The sequence below is a fragment of the Taibaiella sp. KBW10 genome (assembly GCF_003852495.1).
Classification (GTDB): Bacteria; Bacteroidota; Bacteroidia; order Chitinophagales; family Chitinophagaceae; genus Edaphocola.
In genome coordinates this window covers 149,329-174,260 of sequence record NZ_QAJI01000004.1, presented here as the reverse complement: position 1 = coordinate 174,260, position 24,932 = coordinate 149,329, and the positions used below count along the sequence as shown (strand labels likewise).

General features: G+C 42.2%; 23 protein-coding genes. 8 read left to right on the top strand and 15 right to left on the bottom strand.

Features of this window, described 5'->3' with window-relative positions; all coding sequences use genetic code 11:
• The first annotated feature begins 22 nt into the window (after positions 1–22).
• Positions 23–304, top strand: a complete 282-nt coding sequence (locus DBR32_RS08425; protein WP_124635875.1) for a DUF721 domain-containing protein — start codon at positions 23–25, stop codon at positions 302–304.
• A gap of 445 nt (positions 305–749) precedes the next feature.
• Here DBR32_RS08425 and DBR32_RS08420 read toward each other — a convergent pair whose 3' ends face one another.
• From DBR32_RS08420 to DBR32_RS08405, 4 genes are all read right to left on the bottom strand, one after another.
• Positions 750–1,901, bottom strand: coding sequence for a methionine aminotransferase (locus DBR32_RS08420; RefSeq protein ID WP_124635874.1), 1,152 nt, complete (start codon positions 1,899–1,901; stop codon positions 750–752).
• 42 nt (positions 1,902–1,943) lie between these two features.
• Entirely contained in the window at positions 1,944–2,690 is a 747-nt protein-coding gene (locus DBR32_RS08415; protein WP_158605942.1) for a LytTR family DNA-binding domain-containing protein, read from the bottom strand.
• A gap of 64 nt (positions 2,691–2,754) precedes the next feature.
• Positions 2,755–3,822, bottom strand: a complete 1,068-nt coding sequence (locus tag DBR32_RS08410) for a histidine kinase (protein WP_124635872.1) — start codon at positions 3,820–3,822, stop codon at positions 2,755–2,757.
• A gap of 1 nt (position 3,823) precedes the next feature.
• Positions 3,824–4,927, bottom strand: coding sequence for a sensor histidine kinase (locus tag DBR32_RS08405; protein ID WP_124635871.1), 1,104 nt, complete (start codon positions 4,925–4,927; stop codon positions 3,824–3,826).
• A 204-nt stretch (positions 4,928–5,131) separates the two neighbouring features.
• On the opposite strand from DBR32_RS08405, the gene DBR32_RS08400 reads away from it, so the two are divergent.
• The 3 genes from DBR32_RS08400 to DBR32_RS08390 all read left to right on the top strand — a co-directional run bounded on the left by DBR32_RS08400 (position 5,132) and on the right by DBR32_RS08390 (position 6,634).
• On the top strand, positions 5,132–5,431 hold the full coding sequence (locus DBR32_RS08400) for a hypothetical protein (protein ID WP_124635870.1): 300 nt from the start codon (positions 5,132–5,134) through the stop codon (positions 5,429–5,431).
• Positions 5,432–5,471: 40 nt separating this feature from the next.
• A complete protein-coding gene (locus DBR32_RS08395) occupies positions 5,472–5,693 on the top strand; it encodes a hypothetical protein (RefSeq protein WP_124635869.1) in 222 nt (73 codons plus the stop codon).
• Between the two features lie 275 nt (positions 5,694–5,968).
• Positions 5,969–6,634 carry a DNA alkylation repair protein gene (locus DBR32_RS08390; RefSeq protein ID WP_199724425.1) on the top strand — a complete coding sequence of 222 codons (666 nt, stop codon included), beginning with the start codon at positions 5,969–5,971 and terminating at the stop codon, positions 6,632–6,634.
• A 9-nt stretch (positions 6,635–6,643) separates the two neighbouring features.
• Here DBR32_RS08390 and DBR32_RS08385 read toward each other — a convergent pair whose 3' ends face one another.
• A complete protein-coding gene (locus DBR32_RS08385) occupies positions 6,644–7,720 on the bottom strand; it encodes a COX15/CtaA family protein (RefSeq protein ID WP_233559691.1) in 1,077 nt (358 codons plus the stop codon).
• Positions 7,721–7,847: 127 nt separating this feature from the next.
• Between DBR32_RS08385 and DBR32_RS08380 the strand changes: the two genes are divergently transcribed.
• Both DBR32_RS08380 and DBR32_RS08375 read left to right on the top strand, forming a co-directional pair.
• Positions 7,848–8,246: an acyl-CoA thioesterase gene (locus tag DBR32_RS08380; RefSeq protein WP_124635868.1), complete on the top strand. Its 399-nt coding sequence runs from the start codon at positions 7,848–7,850 to the stop codon at positions 8,244–8,246.
• A gap of 14 nt (positions 8,247–8,260) precedes the next feature.
• Positions 8,261–9,424: a homogentisate 1,2-dioxygenase gene (locus tag DBR32_RS08375; protein ID WP_124635867.1), complete on the top strand. Its 1,164-nt coding sequence runs from the start codon at positions 8,261–8,263 to the stop codon at positions 9,422–9,424.
• A gap of 84 nt (positions 9,425–9,508) precedes the next feature.
• On the opposite strand, the gene DBR32_RS08370 is transcribed toward DBR32_RS08375, so the two are convergent.
• The 6 genes from DBR32_RS08370 to DBR32_RS08350 all read right to left on the bottom strand — a co-directional run bounded on the left by DBR32_RS08370 (position 9,509) and on the right by DBR32_RS08350 (position 16,581).
• Positions 9,509–9,898: a hypothetical protein gene (locus tag DBR32_RS08370; RefSeq protein ID WP_124635866.1), complete on the bottom strand. Its 390-nt coding sequence runs from the start codon at positions 9,896–9,898 to the stop codon at positions 9,509–9,511.
• 149 nt (positions 9,899–10,047) lie between these two features.
• Positions 10,048–11,310, bottom strand: coding sequence for a PKD domain-containing protein (locus DBR32_RS08365; RefSeq protein ID WP_124635865.1), 1,263 nt, complete (start codon positions 11,308–11,310; stop codon positions 10,048–10,050).
• Positions 11,311–11,464: 154 nt separating this feature from the next.
• Positions 11,465–13,744: a multicopper oxidase family protein gene (locus DBR32_RS08360; RefSeq protein ID WP_124635864.1), complete on the bottom strand. Its 2,280-nt coding sequence runs from the start codon at positions 13,742–13,744 to the stop codon at positions 11,465–11,467.
• Positions 13,745–13,929: 185 nt separating this feature from the next.
• A complete protein-coding gene (locus DBR32_RS08355; RefSeq protein WP_124635863.1) occupies positions 13,930–14,799 on the bottom strand; it encodes a DUF3347 domain-containing protein in 870 nt (289 codons plus the stop codon).
• Between the two features lie 106 nt (positions 14,800–14,905).
• Positions 14,906–15,034 (bottom strand): hypothetical protein, encoded by a 129-nt coding sequence (locus DBR32_RS15790; RefSeq protein WP_255416691.1) that lies wholly within the window; start codon positions 15,032–15,034, stop codon positions 14,906–14,908.
• A 341-nt stretch (positions 15,035–15,375) separates the two neighbouring features.
• Entirely contained in the window at positions 15,376–16,581 is a 1,206-nt protein-coding gene (locus DBR32_RS08350) for an FAD-binding oxidoreductase (protein WP_124635862.1), read from the bottom strand.
• Between the two features lie 184 nt (positions 16,582–16,765).
• Here DBR32_RS08350 and DBR32_RS08345 point away from each other — a divergent pair, with 184 nt between their 5' ends.
• Entirely contained in the window at positions 16,766–19,687 is a 2,922-nt protein-coding gene (locus DBR32_RS08345; protein ID WP_124635861.1) for a hypothetical protein, read from the top strand.
• Between the two features lie 80 nt (positions 19,688–19,767).
• On the opposite strand, the gene DBR32_RS08340 is transcribed toward DBR32_RS08345, so the two are convergent.
• From DBR32_RS08340 to carA, 4 genes are all read right to left on the bottom strand, one after another.
• Entirely contained in the window at positions 19,768–20,631 is an 864-nt protein-coding gene (locus tag DBR32_RS08340; protein WP_124635860.1) for an alpha/beta hydrolase, read from the bottom strand.
• A gap of 173 nt (positions 20,632–20,804) precedes the next feature.
• Positions 20,805–21,524 carry a BlaB/IND/MUS family subclass B1 metallo-beta-lactamase gene (gene bla / locus DBR32_RS08335; protein ID WP_370453700.1) on the bottom strand — a complete coding sequence of 240 codons (720 nt, stop codon included), beginning with the start codon at positions 21,522–21,524 and terminating at the stop codon, positions 20,805–20,807.
• Between the two features lie 112 nt (positions 21,525–21,636).
• Positions 21,637–22,587, bottom strand: coding sequence for an NAD-dependent epimerase/dehydratase family protein (locus DBR32_RS08330; RefSeq protein WP_124635859.1), 951 nt, complete (start codon positions 22,585–22,587; stop codon positions 21,637–21,639).
• Positions 22,588–22,629: 42 nt separating this feature from the next.
• Complete coding sequence (carA, locus tag DBR32_RS08325) at positions 22,630–23,751, bottom strand: glutamine-hydrolyzing carbamoyl-phosphate synthase small subunit (protein ID WP_124635858.1); 1,122 nt, start codon at positions 23,749–23,751, stop codon at positions 22,630–22,632.
• A 196-nt stretch (positions 23,752–23,947) separates the two neighbouring features.
• Between carA and DBR32_RS08320 the strand changes: the two genes are divergently transcribed.
• Entirely contained in the window at positions 23,948–24,883 is a 936-nt protein-coding gene (locus DBR32_RS08320; RefSeq protein ID WP_124635857.1) for a lytic transglycosylase domain-containing protein, read from the top strand.
• Positions 24,884–24,932: the final 49 nt, after the last annotated feature.

Below are 24,932 nucleotides of genomic sequence, written 5' to 3'. Positions count from 1 at the left end.
TATACAATTTTAATACAGCCTCATGGGAGCGACCTCGATTGGTGATGCAGTAAAGCATGTTTTGGAAAGTAACGGATGGAAACAAAGGATGATGGAAATTCGCATTAAAAGCGAATGGGAAAAGATCGTGGGCAAAACCATTGCTAAATATACCGGTGAACTGTATTTGTATAATAAAGTCCTAACGATTGGCACGACTGTGGCCCCACTGAAACAGGAGCTGCGCTTTGCTAAAGACAGCCTGATCAAAAACATTAATGACTATTTTGGTGAAATAGTGATCTTAGATCTCAAAATCAAATAGCAAATATCTATTGCTTATTCTAGTAAGCAGACCAAAAAAATACAGTTATATTATTTACGTATTGCGTTTTGTCTTTCCGACGACAGGAGGAATCTCTTCTTTTTTTCTTTATACTTGCTTATTCCGCTTGCGCTGTAATGAAAAAAAATAAGCTATTCGTACAGAACAGATCGCTTAGGATAGGCCTTATAAATCCTGCATTAACAAAATCATTGGCTCTGTCGATAAGTCGTAAACCACTGTCTGAGCGCAGCGAGCTTGGTTTGCGACCGACCAACACCTTGATTTTTAGCCAGGGATTTATACAGCCTTGATTTTTTGGCGGTACCTTTTGCATCAAGGCAAAAGGTAGCAATCACTATAAATAGAACCCAAAAGAATAATTAAATCCTTGTTTCCTCAAAGCAGATACTCAATTTATTTTATTTGACACCATAAAATACCCCTATCCTATTAAATGCGCTTTCATCCTTTCGATTGCTGCTCTTAAGGTTTCCTCTTTTTTAGCAAAACAAAAGCGGATGAGCTTCGCATCAGAGCCATTTTTATAAAAAGCACTGATCGGAATCGTTGCCACGCCAACCTCCTTCGTTAGCCAAGCTGCAAATTCAGTATCCGGCAAGGGGCTGATCGCGCTGTAATCCGCCACCTGGAAATAACTCCCCTTAGCCACCTGTGGCAAAGTAAAAGGCAAATCGCCCATCAATTCATTGAATAAATTCCTTTTTTGGGCTAACAATATCCCACTATTATTTAAGGGAAACTGCTGCATATAAGTCGCAATTGCATATTGTGCCGGAGTATTGACTGAAAACGCAAGGAACTGATGAACGCGCCGGAAAGCTTTTGTCAAGGCCTCATTAGCGACTACATAACCCACTTTCCAGCCGGTGTTATGAAAAGCCTTACCAAAGGAATAGATTGCAAAACACCTATCTTGTAAAGCGGGCTGTGACAAAACACTACAATGCGGCAGACCGTCAAAAATAACCTGCTCGTATACTTCATCTGAAAGCACATAAATATTCCTTTCAGCAATAAGCTTCGTTAATCGATCCCAGTCTGACTGCTGCCATACCATGCCCGTAGGATTATGCGGCGTGTTGACAATAATTGCTTTGGTTTTAAGCGTGATGCTTTCTTCCAGCAAGGCCCAGTTTATGGTAAAAGTGGGACTGTTTAAAGCAACCGGCACCGGTATCCCTCCATTCATTTCAATAGCGGGGATATAGCTATCATAAGCCGGCTCCAGGATAATTACTTCTTCTCCCGCTTGTAAAATGGTCGCTAATGCGGTATAAATACCATAGCTGGCACCCGGCGTTATGGTAATATTAGGGCTACCGAAAGTAATCCCCGTACTTCGGGCGGTATGCGTAGCAATCGCTTCTTGCAAGATGGGTAAACCCGCCATAGGTGCATACTGGTTAAACCCTTTACGGCTAGCTTCATATAACAAGTTACCTAAATCTTCTTCTATAGGATAATCCGGAAAGCCCTGAGACAAATTAATAGCATTATACTGTTGTGCCAATGCACTCATCACGCTAAAAATAGTCGTATCGGCTCCGGTGTGTTTGGGAAATAAGGGGATCATTTTCAAAAGGAATAAGATAGGTAAGGAAAAGAGTAAAAGCGCTTACTTTTCAATTGTTTTCAACAACACATCGCGGTAGGTATTACTGAGTGGTACACCACCGCTTGCGGTCTCAATACAATTACCATCAATCTGCTGAATCGCATCTAAAGCCACAATATAGGATTTATGCACCCGCATAAATAAGTGTTCGGGCAACTGCTCTTCCATGGCTTTCATGGTTTGATGGATGACATGTGTTTTATCGGAAGTGAAAATTTTCAGGTAATCTTTCATGCCTTCTATATATCGAATATCGGAGAAATTTAGTTTCACCAACTTCCCGTTGGATTTTATAAAAATAAAATCTTTAGTGGAGGTATTGCTGTTGTAAGTGCCGGGATGGATCGCAGGCGTCGCAACTGCAGGTATATTGATTCCTGAAATATTTTGGGGTCGCGACAAGCGTTGCTGCACCTTTTGGATGGCCATGGCAAAGCGCTCAAAGGGAATCGGTTTTAATAAATAATCGACTACATCCAGCTCGTACCCTTCGATAGCATATTCGGTATAGGCAGTCGTCAGGATCACTGCCGGCGGCTCTTTCAGCGATTTTAGAAAACTAAGCCCGCTAATTACCGGCATATTAATATCCAGAAAAATCAGCTGAATCTCATGCTTATGCAGGGCTTGGAATGCCTCCATCGCATTATTGCAGGTCTCTACCACATTGAGTTCGGGTATACGCTTGCAATGTGCTACAATCACATCTATCGCTAAAGGCTCATCATCGATAATTAAACAATTCATATCTCTTATATAAAGTATCCAAAAATAACGGTTAATCGGCAAGATGACAAACCCGGCCGATGCCCTATACCGGTAATAAAGGCACGGCAATACGGATACTGTAATTGTATGCCATAAATTCCACTTCCAGCTGCGCATGCTCGTCATAGAAGTGTAATAAATTTTGTTTGATCTCTGTCAATACCCTTGCCTTATCTTCATAAGGAGTATTCCATTCCAGGGCAATGTGTAGCTGCTGCTCCTCAACCAAAAGGTACATGATCAGATTCCATTCGGTATCGGCTTCATAAGTATTAAAAATAGGCTCTATCATGTTGACCAAAGATAAGGTCTGGATCTGCTTATCACTCAAATCGCCTTCCACTTCGAGTACACAGCATTGGGTAAACAGGTTATTCTGGAGGTCGAAAATATTCTTTAGTTGCTGCACCTCCTCGCTCAGTGGTATAGCGGCCTCTTTGCTTTTGTACAAACGATAGCGCAGGATATCGGAAAACTGTATTACGGATTGTGCTGCCTTCTCATTTTTCTGATCGGAAAGATCCGCTAATCCGTCTAGGGCATTCAATACAAATTCAGGGTTGATACGGGTTTTCATCAATTCTTTCTGGTGTATCAACACGTCCTCAGCCGCAGTTTTCTCCTCTTTATAATTTGATAGGCCCTCTGCCGTCTCCATCAGGAATAAAAAAACAGAGAAGCTCACAAAATTGGCAAAGTAGATATAGTAAAATTTGAGCGCAACACCCGGAAATAAAGCTCCAGAAAAATCGTAATCCTGATAGCGTTGTGGGATATAGGGCTGGAATTTGACTTGAAAAAGCATATCGGCGACCGGCATAATAATAAAGGCGGCCAATATGGATATCCAGAATTTTAGATAGCGCTCCTTTTTAAAATATGCAGGAATCCAAACCAGGCAATAGAGATAATAAAAAATGATAATTATCCAGTTATCAAACAGGAAATTGAACAAAAAACCTTCCAGGGAAAACATAGATTCCTTTACCATTTTCTGTCCGCTGAAAAGGACATAGGTCCAATAGAGCAGGTGCAATGCCCAGCGGCCATTGCGCAGGTAGAAGTTTTTTAGTTTTGCATTAACGTGGCTGTTTAGGATAAGTTCATTCATCTTAAAAAGAATATAATTGTAACCAAAGCGCTGTACTATAGCTATTGTCGGTGTTTGTAAAGGTTAAGCGGTGCATCTTAGGATATAAAAGAGCGAGGCGTTTCTTGACATTCGCAATACCAATACCACCTTCTTCTTTAATCCCAAAGGTGCGATCCACTTTTTCCGGCACACTATTGGTCATGTTCATCTTAAAATCATTGCCTTCAATGATGAATTCTATATGGATAAAAGCCGCACCAATACCGGATTTCACCCCATGTTTAAAGGCATTTTCCACAAAATTGACGATCAGCAGCGGCGCTATTTTCTGTGTTCCGATGCTGCCGCTTATGCTCGTTTTAATATCAAGTTGTGCCGATTTATTCCTGATGCGCTCCAGGGCAATATAACTTTCTATGAATTCAATCTCACCCTGCAGGGGCACATAATCCTGCTCACAATCATACAGCATATAAGAGATAAGCTTCCGCAGTTGTTGTATAATCTGTGTCGATTCTTCTGAATGTACAAGGGTTTTCGAATAAATATTATTGAGCGTATTGAATAAAAAATGCGGATTGATCTGCGATTTCAGAAATTTATTTTCTGCCTGTAACTTTTCTTCCAGCTGCTTTTGATAACGCTTAAACTGCCCTTGCTGATAATACAGGTCAAAGAAATAGTAAAAGGAAAAGAACAGCCAGGAAGCATGAAAGATACTAAGAAGGGAACTGGAATAAGCCTTTGAAAAAACAAAAGGCTTGCCGGCAAGCATAAGCAGGATACCATAGCCTAAAGTCAGCAGCAAAGCCCAGACAACAAAAGTGAAAGCAAGACCCAGCCAGGGGATCCATGCATTGCGCATTGCCCTCGCCATGGGGATGACCAATAGCAAAAAAGTATAAATCAGTCCCAGGGTACAGAACAAAGAAAATAACAATAAGGCGATGTTATTGTTGGTAATGGTTTTATGAGCATCTATAAAGGCTAAACTAAGCTGCACCAGGTTGATCAATACGGCTACAATATGCAGCCAGTAAAGGTTATTGGAAAACAGTGTTTTCCTTTGCGTGTTCATTTCCTGCTTCAGAGCCTGCCTTAAACGGATTGGTACGAATGCCATATCAATTGATTTCTATGCGAAAATGCATTTAAATATTACCCTACATTATCCTTTTCGACCAACACCCGATTTTCTTCGACGAAATATCCGCACTTTTTTCGTCGAGTATTTCCGGTGCTTAGTCTAATTGTATGCGGCAGGGGATTTGTCCCGTGCTATGTTTGCATCAGAAACAATCACTCACAAAAATAAATAATCAATATTATGAAAAACCAATTCATCAAAACCATCGCAATATTTACTTTAGTTCTTTCTGTAGGATTCAGCGCCGCGGCTAAAAGCAGACTGGTATATGACAGAACGGCCAATACCCATATCGGCATCACGCCTAATACAGCTGCCATAGGCAAAGTATATAAAATATCAGATAAAAAAGGCAGAGTCATCCTTCAGGGAACGATTGACAGCGACAAAACCATTTATATCCCTACCCGGAAATTATCCAGTGGCAGCTACTTGTTTATGATTGGCTCCGATGTGCTACAAAATTTCGAAGTACAATAACTTTTATTTCTTATTTTTGAAAATTATTAAACATAAAGATATGTTTTACAAATATACCCTGTTGACCATATGCAGCCTGTTTGCCGGTATGGCCGGAATCTCTGCCAAACATTTGTTGACGTCTGATAAAGCAATGGCCACAAACAATGTGAGCGCCATTAATATTATGGAAAACCAAAACAATAAAGTAAAGCCTCGTGCGGCAACAACAGCCACGACCAAAATAGTACCTAACAATCCGCCAAAGAAGGATAAAAAATAATGTTCCTATAGTGTAGTATGCTACAATGCCCTCTTGTACACAGCAAGAGGGCATTTTTATAAATATCCTGGCCTTGCGCATCATCACTAAGGGGCATAAGAAATAAGCAGCTATCTTAGCCCGTAATTTTCACAAGCTGTATACATATGCCAGACCCAAAACGAAAAGGAGCGAGATCCAGAAAAGACATTAGCCAGGAACTGCGTGTGCAATTGAATCAGGGGCAGATTGCCACCGCCAATCTAGTGGAATGACTGGCGGTAGACCAGGCCGTGTTGTTGAACCACGTCCTGCAACAGTTTGACCGCAGCGAATACCTTCCGTTTGTTTTGGCTCAAATCAACAATTTGGAAAAGAAGACCGTCAATGAAACCATTGGCACCAGTCTGTCCGGCCTCGCATTGGCACACAAGGATACCCAACTGATTCCTTACTTATCCGTGCATCCTGCAGATTTGGCCAGGTGCTGGGCCACCTATACTATAGGTCGGAACGAGGCTTTATCAACCGGCGAGAAATTAGCGCAGATAAAGATTTTTGCTGCAGATGAGCATTTTGGGGTGCGGGAAATTGCCTGGATGGCCGTACGGCCGCATATTACAAGGCATTTAACCGAAAGTATCGGGATACTCCATCAATGGACGGCGAGTCCGGACGACAACATTCGCCGGTTTGCCAGCGAAGCCACCCGGCCCCGGGGCGTTTGGTGCGCACATATCGAGGCATTAAAGGAACATCCGGAACAGGCCATCAGTATACTCGAACCCTTACATACCGATCCTGCCAAATATGTACAGGACAGTGTGGGTAATTGGCTTAATGATGCCAGCAAAACCCAGCCGCAGTTTGTAAGGGATTTATGTGCAGCCTGGGCACAAAAAAGCAATACGAAGCAGACCCTCAATATTATCAAAAGGGCTATGCGCACTATCGAAAAATAAAGAATATTCTTAGCGTACAGAAGACCGCGCCTGTACAAGATAGACTTGCACCACGAGGCTCAGCATCAGGAACATCGCAAAGAGCTGATGCAACTCGGCAATGGTTTCAAACATCCGCCATTTATTGGGCTGAATACCGGTACTGCTCAGCACGGTGAAAATACCCAAAAGTACTTGAACAGTACCCAGAATGAGGGGCATCCATTTATGTTTATTAAATGTTTTGGAGGGCTTTACTTTTGCTGCTTTAACGGTATAGATCAGGATAAAGGCAAACAATAAATAGGCCATGCCCCTGTGTATAAAATGAATGGTAATCTTATTTTCCAGTAAATAGTGGCCGGAGGCAGAATGACTCATCCCATCGGGCACCCACATACCATTGATCGTAGGCCAGGTGGCGGCTACCGTAGCCGCTTTATGACCCGCCATTAGCGCGCCATAAGTCAGTTGTATGAATAACAGCAGGAGCATCACAACGCTCCACTTTCTCAGTACAGGATTCACTACTTTTTGGGTATTGGGAACGAGTAGTTTCAGGGCAAACCACAGCACATAACAAGCCAGGATCATCGCAAATATAAAGTGTAAAGCCAGTTTGGTCGGACGCACATAAATAGCATCACCTACCAAACCACTCGCGACCATAATCCAGCCAATGGCTCCCTGTAAAGCGCCAAGGGCAAACATACCAAAGATCGGCAACACCATATCTTTAGTAAAATAACGTTTGATCAGAAAATAGATAAATGGAATGGCAAAGACAAAGCCCAGAATCCTGGCCCATAAACGGTGGAACCATTCCCAGAAAAAAATGAATTTAAAATCAGAAAGTCCAAAATCCTGGTTCAGGTATTTGAATTGCGGGGACTGCTGGTATTTACCAAACTCTTCCAGCCAGGCTTTATCATTGAGCGGAGGCAGGGTACCCGTCACCAGATTCCATTCCGTAATGGACAATCCAGAGCCCGAAAGACGGGTAATGCCGCCCAAAAGGGTTTGGATAATGATCATAAAAACGCCTATGAGTAACCAATAGGCCACGATTTTATTTTTTCTTGCCTGGTCTGTGTAATTTGCTATCATTTCCCTTAAAAAATTGCTCGAAGTTACAACCGAAAAGACGGATTTCGTCATATTATTTTTATAAAATTCGATGCGGCATAAATAGTTATATATTTGCAGCGTTTTCAAAAAAGACGCAATCAGACGTATGGAATTAATTACAAAAAAAATCGTGATGACCAAGGATATTGGTATTCACGGCAATCTTTTTGGGGGTATCCTCATGGCCTGGATAGATGAGGCGGCCGGCTCTTTTTCTACTGAGTACTGCCAGACACCCAATATGGTAACCCTCCGTGTGGGAGAATTGCTGTTTAAAAAGCCTTTAAAAGCAGGCAACCATATTCGTCTGTACGGAATGGTATCACATGTGGGTAATACTTCTGTGACGGTAGTGATCGAAGCCCGGAAATATAGCGTGTATAACGCGGAAGAAACCCTGGCCTGTACGACCACGGCCACTTTCGTTAGAATAGATGAAGACGGCAATCCAAGATCTTTGGAAGAAAAGGTAAAAGAGAAATTTAAAAATGGTATTTTAGCATAATAAAATTAAGGACAATGGCACACTATTATAGCTTAGGTAAGATCCCTAACAAAAGACACACACAATACCGTCAGGAAAACGGCAAACTGTATGCCGAACAGTTATTTAGTACCGAAGGATTTTCTTCAAACTATTCTTTGTTATATCATGTACACCCGCCTACGGTGATCATCAAAACGGAAGAACCTTATGATGTTTCGCCCAAAGCAGCTTCAGATAATATTTTAAAACACCGTAGTTTCCAGGGTTTTAGTGTACAGCCTAATGCCGATTATTTAAAATCCAGAAAGGTTGTCTTATTCAATAATGATGTACAACTTGCCCTGGCAGCCCCTACAAAGGGTTTGGAAGGGAATGTATTCTTTAAAAATGCCGATGCGGACGAGGTGATCTTTGTGCACGTAGGTGAGGGTACTTTGAAAACGCAATACGGCCAGATTCCTTTTGGATATGGCGATTACCTGGTAATTCCCCGCGGTTGTATCTATCAGATTGAATTTAAAACAGAGGAGAACCGCTTGTTCATCGTGGATTCCTTCAGTCCGGTTACTTTCCCTAAACGATACCTGAGCCGTTATGGACAGTTATTGGAAAATGCACCTTTCTGTGAAAGAGATATCCGTAAACCACAGGATCTGGAAACAAACGATATTAAAGGAGAATTCCTGATCAATACGAAAAAGAAAGGTTTAATGTATCCGATCTGGTATGGCTATCATCCGTTTGATGTGGTTGGCTGGGATGGTTGTGAATATCCGTATGCCATCAGCATCCATGATTTTGAACCAATAACGGGGCGTGTACACCAACCGCCACCGGTACACCAGCACTTTGATGCCCATAATTTTGTAATCTGTTCTTTTGTACCGCGCTTGTTTGACTATCACCCTTTATCTGTACCGGCACCCTATCACCACAGTAATATTGATAGTGATGAGGTCTTGTATTATGTGGACGGTGACTTTATGAGCCGTAAGCATGTAACGAAAGGCATGATCACCCTGCATCCATCAGGTATTCCACATGGCCCACATCCGGGCACTGTAGAAAAGAGCCTTGGTGCTAAAGAAACCCTGGAACTGGCTGTGATGGTTGATACCTTCCACCCTTTGAAAATGACTCAGGAAGCCCTGAGCATTGAAGATGAAGGGTATGCTTTAAGCTGGATTGAAGATTAAAATATACGTTTTACTATAAACAAAAAGGTTGTCNNGACAACCTTTTTGTTTATAGTAGTGAAAGAACTATCAAATGAAAATTGCTTACTTTTTCTTTCTGAATACAATATTATTCCTGTTTTGTTCCGCAGCATACGTAGCCTCTTTACCATAAGAAGTTTCAGTAGCGGAAGATTGAAATGCATTCACATACTCATAACCCAAGTCACTCATTGTATTCAATAAATCGGACAAATTCCGAACACCGGCACCGGTTTTCTTTGATTCCAACTGTGTTTCCAAAGCATCTAACTGATCATGATACACCGAATTTTTCTTATCTATGGTTATCGCAATACCGCCGATAAGGCTATTATTGTTTGCCGTAATGATAATATACTCCGGTAAATTGGCCGAGGTAATTTTTTTGTCTTGTGCATAAATACCTGTTGCAGCTATGAAGAGCAACAAAAATGCGGTGATTGTCTTTTTCATTTTTAAATAGTTTTAGTGAAATGTATTAACAAATAAACAAAATAATTCCCTTAAAAATGATTTTTCAACCTGTTTTCTATACTCAGTTTACGTTTTGTATACATCTATGTAGACAATAAACGTATGGATATATCATAACCGCTGCCTGTTTATGGGCGATCCGATTTTAGTACCCGAGAATAGACAGTATTCCCTTTTTTATCGGAGAGTTTCAGCAGATATAGGCCATCGGGCTGACCGGAAAGATTGATTACCGTCTCATTATCACCAGTATTACCCGAAGTAAGGAGCCGGCCACTTATACTGTATATTTCATAGCGACCATAGATCAATTGCGGCTGTTGTATGCTAAACGAAGTACGGAAAGGATTGGGATAGACCGAAACCAAGTCTGCAGCAGATAATTGTCGATCAATCGATGTCGCCCCATCAATGGTAATTTGCTGACGCATACTATCGGTACAACCCTCACTGTTCGATACCCTTAAGGTCACAGTATAGGTTCCGGCTACGGCATAGTTATGTACCGGGTTAGGACTGGTAACTGCTGCACTATTATCTCCAAAATCCCAGGACACTTGTGTGGCATTACTGGCAAGCGAAGTAAAGTTTACCGTATTATTAGTCCGCACATAGCTAAAACCGGCATGCAAGTTATACGTATTGATACGCCAATCGGCGAGGTGACGAAGCACGACCGTATCCGCTATACTAAAAAATTTCCGGGCGGTGTCTGCATTAATCCCGGCATAATAGGTACAGGGGGTAAGCGTATCCTGAAAAAGTGCGCTGTAAAAAGCAGCAGCAATCAGCAAAGAACCATTCGCATTAGGATGCACATCTCCGTAACCGCCATGCAACAATAAATTTTGATGCAGGGTATAATAGGCGCGCATACACTCCCCTGCCGGGACCATAGGTATCCGCAGGCCATCGGCCATTTTAGTTACAGAATCTCTGATCCGCTGCTGGCTCGAAAAGTAGGCGTTATAAGTCGTGGCAGAAGAAACCCCGTTGGATATTTCGTATAAATAGATCCGGGCACAATTATTATAATGAAGAATGGAATCCATGAGCTGCCGCCCCCTTGTAATCGTCAGATCGACTGAAGCAGAGGCACCACCCGACTCTCCCGTTCCCGGTTGCAGGACTACGATATCCCAGTGGCCGGTACGGAAAAGACTGTATACCGCCGGATCGTTTACATGATTCACAAAGCCTGTACCTCCGGGAGCATAAAAAGTGACAGAGACCTTTTTGCCCTTATTGAGCGCAACGTTCCGGAACATTTGCGGCATATCGTTAAAATAGGTCAGGCTATTGCCAATAAACAAAACCCTTGTTGAATCGGCAGTTTGTGCCTTACATAAAGTACCCATGAGCACTAATGCAATAAAGATGATATATTTCATAAGATGTATTTGGTTTTCGCAAATATAATCATCCTGAAAATATTTATAGAAACTATTTCTGTAAGCAAACAGGGCCGCTCTTAAACGGCCCTGTTGCTTTATTGATACAAAAGAATGCTCTTCGATCACATTATTGTAAAAACATAGATTCTTTTTAGTAGCCTAGTGTAAATCCTGCACCAAAACCCATATCACTATCATAGTGTGCTGATAGGGCAAAATTACGGTTCAAGATATATTTAAAGCCGCCCATATATTCCATATCAGTGTTCACCATAAAACTCATGCGCAGCCTTTTGGCTATGGGAATATCTTCACGCATGAGCTGCAGCCGTAGGTTACCATCCTGGTATACTTCGGTCTGAAAGCGGATCAACATCGGTAAGGTATACTCCACACCCAAACTCAACTGGGCACGGTTGTCTTTTGTATTTTTCTGACCAAAGAGATTCTTTTCGACCTCTCCATGCCCCATTTTCCGGTAGCGCCAATCAAAGCCGATAAAGGGCATCAGCCATTGCATCTTGCCAATATAGCGGCCAATATGGGTCTCTGTTTCATAACCATGCATCGCATGATAACCCAATCGCCATTCTGTACCCACACTCCATCGGGTATTCTGGATCATCATCATCCCGTCATTGCCATTACTGGCAAAATCATTTTCGATCATAAAATGTGGCATCCGGTCATCGGCGTATAACATTCGTTTAGCCAATTTAGGATTGGGAATTAAAGGATTCGCTGCCTGGTTTTCATAGGTAAAGATCCTGCCCATACCGCTCATCATATGGTATAAGATATGACAGTGAAAAAACCAGTCCCCTTCTACATTGGCATTAAACTCCAGGGTATCCGTTTCCATTGGCATGATATCGATCACATTTTTCAAAGGTGCATAAGCCCCCTGGCCATTCACCACCCGGAAATCATGCCCGTGCAGGTGCATGGGATGGCGCATCATGGAATTATTATAAATAACCAACCGCAGGTTTTCTCCTTTTTTAACCAGGATTTTGTCCGTTTCTGAGATGACTTTGTTATTCATACTCCATACATACCGGTTCATATTACCCGTCAGTTCAAATTGCAAGGTTCTGGTAGGCGCTTCCGGAAGGGTTGTTGGTTCCGTAGCCTTCATCATCGCATAGTTCAGGGTTACGATATCAGAGAGCGCATTGCTGTTGTATTGATCATCCATACTGTGCGCACCGGAGGCCATATCCATCTTCTTTTTATCACCTTTCTTAGGGGCTGCTCCGGTAATTTCGGGATACATCACCACATTCATATCCATCTTATTAAGACTCATCTTCATGCCCATATCATCCAGGTTTCCGTTCATCTTCATCATGCCATTCATCATCTTCATACCTTCAAAGTATTTAAGCCTTGGCAAGGGTGCAATGAGCTGTTTACGGCCCGCACCAATGTATAAAGAAGCCGAATTGGTACGGTCTTCTGTGGTCGCCAGTAATTCATACGCCATACCCTCTTCCGGAATGGTCAGTACAATATCATAGGTCTCAGAAACGGCAATAATCAAACGGTCGACTTCCACAGGTGCTATATCATTACCATCTGTTGCGACAACGGTCATTTTCCCACCGGCATACCGCAGCCAGAAGTAAGAAGATGCCCCCCCATTTGAAATCCGCAAACGGACTTTGTCACCCGCTTTTAAGACTTTTCCCTGATGGGCCGAAAAGGAAGACTCGGATTGCCCGTTCATGAATATTTTATTGTAGTACACATCGCTCACATCCATGGCCAGCATACGTTTCCATTCATTTTTAAATTTGGTATTTAGGTGCCCCGCTTTTGCCGCTTCGGCATAGCTCTGTACGGCATTTTTCTTTAGAGCAGACCAGTCATTGGCATTGTGCAGCATACGATGTACATTCTCCGGCTTCAGGTCCGTCCATTCACTTAAGACTACCGGAAGTGTGGGCAGATCATCAATACCCTTACGTATATTTAGGGCATCCGCTTTTTTGTTCATCACAAAATTACCATACATCCCTATCTGCTCCTGCAAGCCGCTATGGCTGTGGTACCAGTGGGTACCCTGCTGGATAATGGGAAACCGGTACACATGTGTGGTACCGGGAGCGATGGGCATTTGGGTCAGGTTGGGCACTCCATCCTCTTTATTGGGCAAAAACAAACCATGCCAGTGCAGTGAGGTACTTTCATTTAATTGATTATGCACCCATATCTCGGCGGTGTCTCCTTCTGTAAACGTTAGGGTAGGCATTGGAATCTGCCCGTTTACCGCTATCGCTCTTTTTTCTTTTCCGGTATAGTTGACCATCGTATCCTTGACATACAAGTCGTAACGGACTACTTTTTGAGCCGATACATTGGGGGGATGGCCTAATAATAAGGCTACCAACAGCCCTATTCCTTTATATATAGATTGTTTAATAATCATTTGATGTAATTCATTTGAGTGTATGTAATATGGTATACAACCGCACACATCCTTATATTATGCGGTTGTGGAAAGCCCAAGCTTTTGCTATTGCTAAAGTCAGTTACAAAGCAAAAGCATGGGTAATTTACCCCGATGGGTGCTGTTAAAAGTAATTTTTACAGAAGCCACCGGGGCATACACCATTATTTCGAGATTGTTTCTACCGTTTTACCGCAGGTAAGCATGGTGGCTCCGTAATAAGGATTTTTTACGGCATCTTCCTTGCTCAGCCAATGGGCACCTTTTCCATCATCGTACATAGGGCAATGCTGATAATATACAGGGGCCGTCTGAGGCGCAGCTGCGATCAGTGTATACATATCTTTGGATAAATTACTGAAGGCATTTCTCTGTTTAGCTATATTTTTGGTTTCTGCAATCAGTGTAGCTGCTCCGCTCAGTTTTTTCATCACGCTCATCCAAACGGTATGTTCTTTCGTTGCCAGCTTTTCCATTTGCACTGCATTAATCGTGCTGATAAACTCTTTCGCTTTTGTCGCTGCTGTTGCTCCGTCGGATTTCACCAAGGCATCTTTAAGCATAAAGTAGCGATCAAAGACCGGTTTTAATTCGTTCGTTTCTGCCGGGGCTGTGGTTCCATCGTGTTGGCTATGATCGTGTGCGGCTCCCTTATCATGGCTTTGGGAGTGCTTTTCAACCACCGCTGTTTTCTTAGCACGCTCGTATTGACAACATCCGGGTAATTGGGCATAAACTTCATCCGGCGCAACAAACTGCTCATTATCATATCCGGCAAGGGCGATTTTTTTCAAAACCACATCCAGCGTTGTTTTCTTCGCATCATAAGTAATGCTGGCTTTTTTAGTGTCTTTATTCCAATCTACTTTAGCCATATTTTTATCATTGCCGGCCTTTTCTATAGTGGCTTTACACATATCGCAATTTCCGGAGATAGCAACAGTTGTAGTTGTGCTATTTTTGATTTGTGCCGTACAGGCAGTATAGGATAGTAATGAGATTACTATCATCAATATTTTGGATATCGATTTCATTGTTTATTTTTTTGAAATTAAGGAAAATATAATAGAACAGATGAAGCGGTAAAATGATTACCAACAACATCACAACAAGACAGACCATGGGCTGTCCTTATCTATATTAACCTATTTTAGGCGGTAGCCAAATGGAATAGAAACCCGAAGAAAGGTAGGTTTCGTTATAGTGAAACTGCTTATCTGCAGCGGCTGCTAAGGCCCAACTATCGGGCGAAGGCAGTGCTTTAAACACAAATGAAACAAAGTTTACCCTTGAAGATGCAGAGCATTGACAGGAATTATGTTTGCAATCACCAGCACAATCCTTTTTTTGTTGTTTGTGATGCTTCCCTTTACAACAATCCTTTTTATGCCCTTTTGCTGCAGAAGACTTTTGCGCACAACAGGATTTCTGTTGTGTTTGTCCACAAGCAAAGCTTAGTGCCGGCAACAAAAAGAGGCCTAACACAAAAAGCAGGGATAATATGTAAATTTTTTTAAACATTACAGATGCACCAAAAGTAGTACTTATTTTATACTACTGTATATTTTTTATCCTAAAATGTTCTTAATAAAAATGCCTTCACAATACCTTTATCGCCCAAATTTAAAATAGGGAGATAATTTGTGTTGCTTTCCCTGAAGAAAACAGGAGACCATATCCATACCGATCACCGAAAAGGTAATCCCGTTGCCGCCAAAGCCCAAAACAAAATAAGCATTTTTAAAATCAGGATGTTTTCCAATGTAGGGTAAACCGTCCTTAGTCGCACCAAAGGTTCCTGCCCACATAAAATCCCGCCTCAGATCATAACCGGGCAGTAATCGCTCCAGCTTTTGCGCTAGTCTTTTCGCTTTATAAGGTAATAAATGGTCTCTCTTTTCCGGATTTACAAAGCTTTCATCTTCGCCGCCGATCAAAAGACGGTTATCTTCCGTCGTACGCATATAAAGATATGGGTCGGCTGTATTCCAAAACAGGGTATTTTCCAAATGTTGCTGATCGCCGGCACATTGCTCTCCTACAATCGCATAGGTGGACAATAGATCTACAAATTGCTCTTTAATGATCTCCGTGCTTTCATAACCATTACAGTAAATGATCTTAGCCGCCTTAATCTTATTCCCATATTCCGTGGTGGCCACAATACCGTTTTTCTGGTGTTGCACTTTCTCAATATCGGTTTTATCATATACCTCCAAGCCTTTTTTGTGGTTGTAGGCCAACAGGTCATGTGCCATCCGAAACACATCCATGCTTGCCCCCTGATCAGACAAAATACCGCCGTAAGTATGTTCTAATTTAAATTTTGCGGCAACGTCCTCCTGCTCTAGCCAGGTAACAGGAAACTGATGCGCCTTCCGGGCGTCAAATTCTTTTTTTAACCAGGGTACATCTTTTTTATAGGCGGCAAAATATAAAGAATCCTTTTTTTTGAACCCACAATCAGAACCAATCTCTTTAGCCAACTGTGCTAAAATATCAATAGACTCAAAGCAAGCTTTATAACTCGCAACCGCGGCCTTCTCTCCTATTTGTGCTATCAACTGATACAAAGGCGTATCGATTTCATATTGCAGCATAGCCGTAGAGGCAGAAGTACTGCCATGAGCAATTTCCCGGCGATCTGCTACAACGGTACGATAACCGTCTTTAATACATTGATGCGCGATAAGGCTTCCGGTAATACCACCACCCACAATCAATACATCCGTTTTGATATCTTTTCTCAAAGAAGGGTATGCATTAAGGATGCCATTTTTCACAATCCAGAAAGGTTCACTTGATTTTAATTTCATATAGTATATTATTCCTCATTATTAATGACATACAACACCCAAACTGGTCATACTAACATAAAGTTAATGGAACATATTTTATAGTTAAAATATTAAATTATATATAATATTGCGCTTTACACGGAAATTCATATTAAATATTTTTTACAAACAAAGGTGTGAACATACCAATTAAACACGAAAAATGAAAAAAAATTTAAAGCCACAAACACTCTTTTTTGAACCTAAAAAATCGAGGAAAAAATTTAAAAAGTATTTTATTGGCCTTCTTCTAAGCCTAATCACCTGTTTTGCTTTTAACGTAGACACCAATGCACAATGTCCTGCTCCTACTGGCGCTACAGTGACCCCGACGCCCGCAGCCTGCCAGGGACAAGGGCGGGTGGTTGCTAAGATTACCAGCCCGGTAGCCGGAGCGGTTTATGAATACCAGTTACAATATGACTCTACCGGCAATACTTCTGTGGTAAAACCCTGGCAAGCCAACGACACTTTTACACAGGTACCCGTAGGGCGCTATAAAGTATACATCCAAAGAATATGCAGTACTGTTATTTCTACCACCTATGTGTCTGCAAGTGTTACCGTAGCCAGTAGTACAACCCCCTTATCGATTACACAGGCAGTACAAAGAAGCAAATCGAGCTGTGGTAACGGAAGCCTCAGCATTACCGCCACCGGTGGTAATACGGCTGCACCATACCGTTATGCCCTGGTTCCCACGCTTACGGCCACCGAACCTGTAGCAAACTATGTACGGCCACAGCAAAGCAGCAATATTTTCACCGGTCTTCCGGCCGGTACCTATTATACCCGGGTTTATGATGATTGCGGCACCTTCGCCTCAGCCACCGTAGTGATCGATTCCGTTACAGAAAGTGTCGTCCTCGCAACCAACAGAAACAGCTATAATTTCTACGGTTGTGATTCCCTGAGTTTCAATTATACGGTTACCGTGAATAACAAAGTGACCATACCGGTAGCACCTGACCCATCTGAGCGGTTCTGGATTACCTATAACGGGATCACCGACACCATTACACCTACCGGTACTTATGTCCTCTCAGGGGGGAATGCTCAGATTAGCGTCCGCAAAACAAAAGTCATCACCAGCTACCCCGCCTCAATCACTTACGGTTATAAATCTACCTGTGGCAATATTTACCAGAATACAGTAAATGTAGTCGTGCCCAATCTTAAAATAATACTGACCAATAGTTCTTTATCCTGTACAGAAAGGATATACCAAATACGTGCGTCAGACAGCCTGAGTGGCAATGTGTATAATTACTATAATACCCGGCTTTCTTTAGACAATGGGGCTACCTGGTCGGCACTGAACACCACTGGGAGTGCCTATACAGATACGTTTACCGTAGGCAGCACGCAAAATATCTGGCTAGCGAGTAACTGCGATACCGAAAAAATAGTGGTCAATACTGTTATTCCGGCGATTAATGTGAACCTGAACCAGTTTACGGCCTATTCCTGTAATGGAAAAAGCGGATTTAGTATCCAGGCGCTTACTTATTCCGGAGTACAGGATAGCATTAAGTTCAATGTGATCGCCCAACCGGCAGGAGGCAATTTACCCGATTCTTTCTATTGGTACCAGACAAGAAATGGCTATAACCTGAGCTATAATATGGTACCGGGCACTTATAGTATTAAAATCACAGATCAGTGCGGCGCTACAGTTACCCGTAACCTCACGATCAGCCCTACCGTATTATCTTATACAATCTCCCCTTTATTATCCTGCCTGCCTTCACAGTCGGGCTTCCGACTTAATCTTTCAGAAACGAATTACAATCCTTATGCCGGCTATTCTTCGCTAAGAGCCATTGTCACCAATACGGCCACTAATCAAACAGACAGTTTTCTTTCCGCAACTTCAGTAAGCAGGCCTACCACTATAGATGTTACGGGCTTGGTGAATGGTAATTATACCATCAAAGTAATCAGAGTACTCCCGGGCATACTTCCTTACCCAACCTGTAGTGTCGATAGTGTCTATACCAATACAGCCAACCAACCCCTGTCCCTGACACAATCTACCTTTACGTCTGCATGTAGCGATGGTACAGCTACCGTAGCGGCAAATGCGCAAGGCGGCGGCGGCGGTTACCAATATAGCTTAGATGTACAGGGAAGCGGAGGCAGCTGGACAGCTGTTGCAGGGCCTCAGACCAGTAGTATATTCAACAATTTATTACCTAATAATATATATCGTTTACGTTTAACCGATGTATGTGGTAATGGTTCGCAGTATTCTACTTCATTCAGTAATGCGCCCCGCAAATTAGCCTACTCCAGCACGGTCGCTCCTTGTCCGGGACAATCATTTACGATGTCGGTTTCAAATGAGCCTTCTGCGACCTATACCTGGCATAAAAATAGTGTAGTGATCAGTGGTGCCACAACAAATGCATATACCCTTAATCCGGTACCTGCAGTAGCCGTTGATACCTATAAAGTGAAAATAGTTTACGGTACCTGCGATCAGTTTTCTGCTTCTTATATAGTAGATCCCGCATCGTGTGGTCAATCTTTACCTATTTCTCTGGAAAGTTTCAATGGTGTGCTGAATGCACAGCAACAGGCAACGCTGAAATGGAAGGTGATCAATTTTGAGACGGTACGTACCTTTGACATTGAATATAGTGTTGATGGCAGGTTATTTAAAAAAGCAGGAACACTGGCAACAAACAATACGCCTTTCTACAATTTCACAGACGAATTCCGTAATGAGAATATGTTATACTATCGCCTGAAAATGATAGGACTGGATGGTGAAACGGCTTATTCCAATGTGATCAAACTGAATAAAAAGGAACAAGGCTCGGTAAATATCCTGAAGGTATATCCTACCCTTACCTCCGATAAACTGAACATTAGTTACCGCACAGCGAGTCAGGAACAGTTGAACTGGCACATTGTGAACCTTAAAGGAAGCATTCTACGCAGCGGAACCTTTATGGTAGATGCCGGTGTATCGGAAATAATGATCAATGGTCTATCTGAATTAGCGGACGGCATGTATATTTTATCCGTGACGAATGGTAGTTCTTTGAACCAGAACGAAAAATTCATCCTAAAAAAATAGCATCATTTTCATAAAAAATAGGCTGTTCGTGATACGGACAGCCTATTTTTTTATGGGTAAACAAACTTGTTTCGGGCATTTTATTTTTGATATATCGTTTTGGGATAAAACAATTTAAAGGCATTATAAGTCGCCTGATGGATAATGGTGGCGTGAATTTCCTCCGGTAAATAGTCGAAATAGACATTTAGGTTTTGCTGTTCCTTCAACATATTGCTTAGGGTCAATGCATCCTGATACATGGTTTCCTCTTCTTCTTTAGCACAGGCACCGATATAGACACTGACCGGCTTAGGAGCAAGCACAGCGGAAGTGCTTACCGGCTTTAATAAGGATTCGCTACCCCACCATAAGCTCGGCGCAATAATAATATAATGGTCAAACAAATGCCGGTGTTTGAGTAAGATCTCTGTAGCCAAAAGTCCGGCCAAAGACTCTCCAATCACGGTTCGGGAACGGGTACCTTTATATTTTTGGGTGATATAGGGTTGCAACTCTTGTTCCAGGAAAGCAATATAGTGAGCCGATCCCCCATAAGCAGGAAACTGCTCTTTCTTAAATCCCATTTTAGCTACAAAATCCAGGTCCGGCACCGAAAAGGTAAAATCACGCTTCCGGTTTGTGTTTTCAATACCCACAACAATTGACTTTGGGAAACGGGCGATCCAGGCTTGTGTATTATACCGCACAATACCGGTAATATGGATAAAATCTTCTTCCACACCCCCATCCAGGACATAGATCACCGGATAGTGCACCGTATCTTTTGCATTATATCCTTCGGGTAAATAAATACTCAGGGTTCTGGTCTCTTTTAAGGCTTTGGAATACAGCTTATCAATCCGGCCCAAAACCAAAGGGCTGCTCTTGATTGATTTATTTTTTTGTCCGTAAGTGAGGAAAAAAGTGATGGTCAGCAGACCAAGTAGCATAAGTCTCTTCATATAATATAATGGTATCCCTATCAAAACAGTAAAGCACTAAGGCAATACGGTCAAAGATACAGCATTAACTTAGCTTAGGAAAAATGTACTGCAGTTGCTACCCTGCTTTATACATAGCCGGATAGGGCTAATGTATTTATTTTTTGCACATTAAACCAATCCAGCAGTTTTGATTATTGCTGTTTCCGCTGATACTGTTTAATCAGGTACAGCGTATGTTCCATAGACCGGGTATCGGTCCAGTCCTGATGCCCCGTGATGATATACTTTGGTTTTGGAAATTTATGTTGAATCTTTTTGATTGTTTTTGCCCAAGCCCCTACATGTGCATCGCTCAGATTGCCGAGGTCTTTCGCTTCTACACTCTTGATCAGACAGCCTCCATAAAGAATCTTTTCCTTCGGAAACCAAACAACAATATTATCCGCACTATGTCCTGCACCAGCGTAATAGGTCTGAAAAGTATACTGACCAATGGTAAATGTAGTATCTCCATCCATCAGGTATTGTGCCCTGTGTTCCTTATGTTGCTGACTTAACAGGTCTGTCTGCCGGGTCGTATACGTTTTAATCCCCTTTTGTTTATAAAATTCCAGCGCCCCGGTCCGGTCTTCATGATAATGCGTTGCCAGGCAGAGGACTACCTTTTGATGATGCTTTATGGCAATGCTATCCAGCAAAGGCTGGAATTGTGTACTATCCCAGGGTACATCAAACAAAACCGCACCTGCCTTTGTAACCAAATACATGCTATTTGAAGGAAACAATTGATCCCCATATTTTTGATAGGTAGTATACACATAAAAATCACCGGTCAGGTGACTGATTTCGAGTTTATGGCCTAGCGCCTGAGCGTTTGCACTACCCACATAACCCAAACTTAATAAACTCATTATAATAACAAAGCGCATCATGATTTGTTGTTTTATACATAAAGGTACACAATATAAAAAAGCGCAACCCGGTTTCGGATTACGCTTTTTCTGTATGTTTTGATAAGCAAGCTTACATTCTTTTTACCGTCTTTAAATTTTCCAGCATGGCTGCCGTCATTTTTTCCAGGTCATACTCCGCTTTCCAGCCCCAGTCTTTTTCGGCTTCTTTGTCTTCAATACTTTTTGGCCAGCTGTCCGCGATTTTCTGTCTGAAATCAGGTGCGTAGGAAATCGTAAATCCGGGAATATGTTTCTGAATGGCTTCCGAAATTTCCTTTGGAGAAAAACTCATTCCGGAAAGATTATAAGACATTCTGTTTTTAATCGATTCTTTTGGTGCCTCCATCAGTTCTATGGTCGCACGAATCGCATCGTCCATATACATCATAGGCAAATAAGTATGCTCACTCAGGAAACATTCATAAGATTGTTTCTTCAATGCCTCAATATAAATATCAATGGCATAATCGGTGGTTCCGCCACCGGGAGCTGATTTCCAGCTGATCAGGCCGGGATAACGCAAACTGCGCACATCCAGGCCATATTTATCAAAATAATATTGACACCACAACTCTCCGGCATATTTACTAATACCATAGACCGTAACCGGCTCGATAATCGTCTTCTGCTCGGTATTTTCTTTTGGTGTAGTATTCCCGAATACCGCAATTGAACTTGGCCAATATAATTTAGACACTTTTTGTTCTACACAAATATCGAGGATATTCATCAGGCTCTTCATGTTGATATCCCATGCCCAAAGTGGGTTCTTTTCTCCTGTAGCCGATAAAATAGCTGCCAGCAGGTAGATTTGCGTCACTTTTTCTTTTTGTACCAGTAAAGATACCGCATTGGAGTTCATCACATCCAATTGTACATAAGGACCACTATCGGCCAATAAAACGTGCGGTTCTCTGATGTCAGAAGCAATAACATTGTCCTGACCGTATTTAGCGCGGAGCGCCAGGGTGAGTTCTACCCCGATTTGCCCACCGGCACCAATAACTAATATTTTCTCCATATAATATGACGTATTCGAATCGTAAAACGAATGATGATAAGTTTAGTTCAGTTTATGTTGTTTGATCAGCTCCAGGAAATCGTCAAACAAGTACCTTGAATCATAAGGCCCTGGCGTACTTTCCGGGTGGTATTGTACCGAAAAGGCCGGTTTGTCCTTGATCCGAATGCCCTCGATAGAACCGTCATTCAGGTTGATATGTGATATTTCAACAGTTTCTTCCTGTGCTTTTACCGATGCAGCGTCTACACCAAAACCGTGGTTCTGTGTGGTGATTTCACAAATACCGGTACGCAGGTTTTTTACCGGGTGGTTCAAACCCCTGTGTCCGTGATGCATTTTAAAGGTCTTGATGCCCTTGGCTAAAGCCAGCAGTTGATGCCCTAAGCAGATACCAAACATTGGTTTTCCACTTTCCAGGATATCCTGTACCGTTTTGATGGCATAATCCATAGCCGCCGGATCGCCGGGACCATTGGAGACAAAAATCCCATCCGGATTAAAAGATAATAAGTCTTGTACCCCTGAAGTGGCCGGGAATACTTTTGTATAAACCCCTCTGTCGGCAAAACACTGCAGCATATTTCTCTTGATACCAAAATCCAGTACCGATACCCTTACCGGCGCATCTTCTGATCCGAAGGTATACGCTTCTTTGGTACTCACACCTGATGCAAGGTCCAAACCTTCCATTTTAGGAATGGCATTTAAGGCTTCCTGTAGTTTTGCTACTTCTTCAAATTCGGAAGAAATCACACAGTTCATAGCACCTTTGGTACGTACATGCTGTACCAAAGCGCGGGTATCTACATCCTGTATGGCGACAATACCGTTTTCCGTTAAATACTCACTTAAAGATCCGGTAGCCATCATGCGGGAATATCTCGAGGTAATGTTTTTACAAATCAAACCTTTGATCATTACCCTATCCGATTCCACATCTTTATCGTTCACACCATAATTACCGACATAAGCGGTATTCATGATCAACATTTGTCCCGAATACGAGGGATCGGTAAAAACTTCCTGATAACCTGTCATACCGGTGTTGAAACAAAGTTCTCCTCCTGTAGTGCCAATTTTACCAAATGATTTTCCTTTAAAAAGAGTGCCGTCTTCTAATAAGAGATAAGCCGGACGATCGATAGTTGCTTGTTGGGGCATAATATAATAATAATGTAATGCGGGACTTAAAATGGTATAACTACTGGGGTGCAAATATACTCATTAATAAATTGTTTCCCATATTTTGTATCATTTCGTTAACAAATTATTCTGCAATTTGTTTACTATATTGCAACATCAATCAAGATACCTAAAACGATCTGCTATATAAATATAAAGTTATAACTTATTGAATATGAATAAATACCTCTGGAGCTTGGGCTTGCTATCCCTTATTGGTACGCAGGAAGCGGCTGCTAAAAAAAATGAGCGACCGGCAAGCGTTTCTGCCGCAGAACCCACCAGTCCCGTAAAGCCGGAAACAACCGTATTGCTGAATAATAATAAATGGTTTGCCCCAAAATTACCTAAAAGCATTGCCTTTGCCGGTGAAAGCACGCCACTAAGCCGTTGGGATGTAAAAGAAAGATTGGACAGAGAGTTGCTATTTAATAGTTACATGCATGGTAGTACCATATATATCTTAAAGCTAGCTAACCGTACTTTTCCGATTATTGAGCGTATCCTTAAAGCCAATGGCGTCCCGGATGATTTTAAATATTTATGCGTTGCCGAAAGTGCACTATATAATCAGGTATCTAAAGCAGGTGCCGTAGGCTACTGGCAATTCCTGAAAGCTTCGGGACAGCAATTCGGGCTGGAGATCACCGATGAGGTAGATGAACGCTATGATCTGGAAAGATCAACAGAAGCAGCCTGCCGTTACCTCAAACAAGCTTATGCTAAATTTGGCAACTGGACCGCCGCCGCCGCCTCTTATAATATGGGTATGGGCGGATTCAGTAATTACAGCAGCCAACAATATGAAAGCAATTACTATAACCTTTTGCTTCCGGAAGAAACAAACCGATATGTTTACCGCATCCTGGCCCTGAAACACATCATTGCCAACGCCGATAAACTAGGTTTCGTTTTAGATAATGAGGATGTGTATCAACCTATTACAGGTCGTAACCTACAGGTGAGCAGTTCGATTGGCGACCTGGCGGCATGGGCCAAACAAAATGGCAGTACTTATCAGCAAATCAAGATCGCAAACCAATGGTTAAGGGGAAAGTCTCTGAGCGTGCGTCCCGGAAAGACCTACAGTATCCTGATTCCAAATACTTAATTATACAAACCCGAAAGGAGGCAAAACACTATTTTTAATAGTGTTTTGT

Excerpts from the sequence above, each read along its gene's own strand:
- DBR32_RS08425 (WP_124635875.1), top strand. The coding sequence starts at position 23 with ATGGGAGCGACCTCGATTGGTGATGCAGTAAAGCATGTTTTGGAAAGT.
- DBR32_RS08420 (WP_124635874.1), bottom strand. The coding sequence starts at position 1,901 with ATGATCCCCTTATTTCCCAAACACACCGGAGCCGATACGACTATTTTT.
- DBR32_RS08415 (WP_158605942.1), bottom strand. The coding sequence starts at position 2,690 with ATGAATTGTTTAATTATCGATGATGAGCCTTTAGCGATAGATGTGATT.
- DBR32_RS08410 (WP_124635872.1), bottom strand. The coding sequence starts at position 3,822 with ATGAATGAACTTATCCTAAACAGCCACGTTAATGCAAAACTAAAAAAC.
- DBR32_RS08405 (WP_124635871.1), bottom strand. The coding sequence starts at position 4,927 with ATGGCATTCGTACCAATCCGTTTAAGGCAGGCTCTGAAGCAGGAAATG.
- DBR32_RS08400 (WP_124635870.1), top strand. The coding sequence starts at position 5,132 with ATGAAAAACCAATTCATCAAAACCATCGCAATATTTACTTTAGTTCTT.
- DBR32_RS08395 (WP_124635869.1), top strand. The coding sequence starts at position 5,472 with ATGTTTTACAAATATACCCTGTTGACCATATGCAGCCTGTTTGCCGGT.
- DBR32_RS08385 (WP_233559691.1), bottom strand. The coding sequence starts at position 7,720 with ATGATAGCAAATTACACAGACCAGGCAAGAAAAAATAAAATCGTGGCC.
- DBR32_RS08380 (WP_124635868.1), top strand. The coding sequence starts at position 7,848 with ATGGAATTAATTACAAAAAAAATCGTGATGACCAAGGATATTGGTATT.
- DBR32_RS08375 (WP_124635867.1), top strand. The coding sequence starts at position 8,261 with ATGGCACACTATTATAGCTTAGGTAAGATCCCTAACAAAAGACACACA.
- DBR32_RS08370 (WP_124635866.1), bottom strand. The coding sequence starts at position 9,898 with ATGAAAAAGACAATCACCGCATTTTTGTTGCTCTTCATAGCTGCAACA.
- DBR32_RS08365 (WP_124635865.1), bottom strand. The coding sequence starts at position 11,310 with ATGAAATATATCATCTTTATTGCATTAGTGCTCATGGGTACTTTATGT.
- DBR32_RS08360 (WP_124635864.1), bottom strand. The coding sequence starts at position 13,744 with ATGATTATTAAACAATCTATATATAAAGGAATAGGGCTGTTGGTAGCC.
- DBR32_RS08355 (WP_124635863.1), bottom strand. The coding sequence starts at position 14,799 with ATGAAATCGATATCCAAAATATTGATGATAGTAATCTCATTACTATCC.
- DBR32_RS08350 (WP_124635862.1), bottom strand. The coding sequence starts at position 16,581 with ATGAAATTAAAATCAAGTGAACCTTTCTGGATTGTGAAAAATGGCATC.
- DBR32_RS08345 (WP_124635861.1), top strand. The coding sequence starts at position 16,766 with ATGAAAAAAAATTTAAAGCCACAAACACTCTTTTTTGAACCTAAAAAA.
- DBR32_RS08340 (WP_124635860.1), bottom strand. The coding sequence starts at position 20,631 with ATGAAGAGACTTATGCTACTTGGTCTGCTGACCATCACTTTTTTCCTC.
- bla (WP_370453700.1), bottom strand. The coding sequence starts at position 21,524 with ATGAGTTTATTAAGTTTGGGTTATGTGGGTAGTGCAAACGCTCAGGCG.
- DBR32_RS08330 (WP_124635859.1), bottom strand. The coding sequence starts at position 22,587 with ATGGAGAAAATATTAGTTATTGGTGCCGGTGGGCAAATCGGGGTAGAA.
- carA (WP_124635858.1), bottom strand. The coding sequence starts at position 23,751 with ATGCCCCAACAAGCAACTATCGATCGTCCGGCTTATCTCTTATTAGAA.
- DBR32_RS08320 (WP_124635857.1), top strand. The coding sequence starts at position 23,948 with ATGAATAAATACCTCTGGAGCTTGGGCTTGCTATCCCTTATTGGTACG.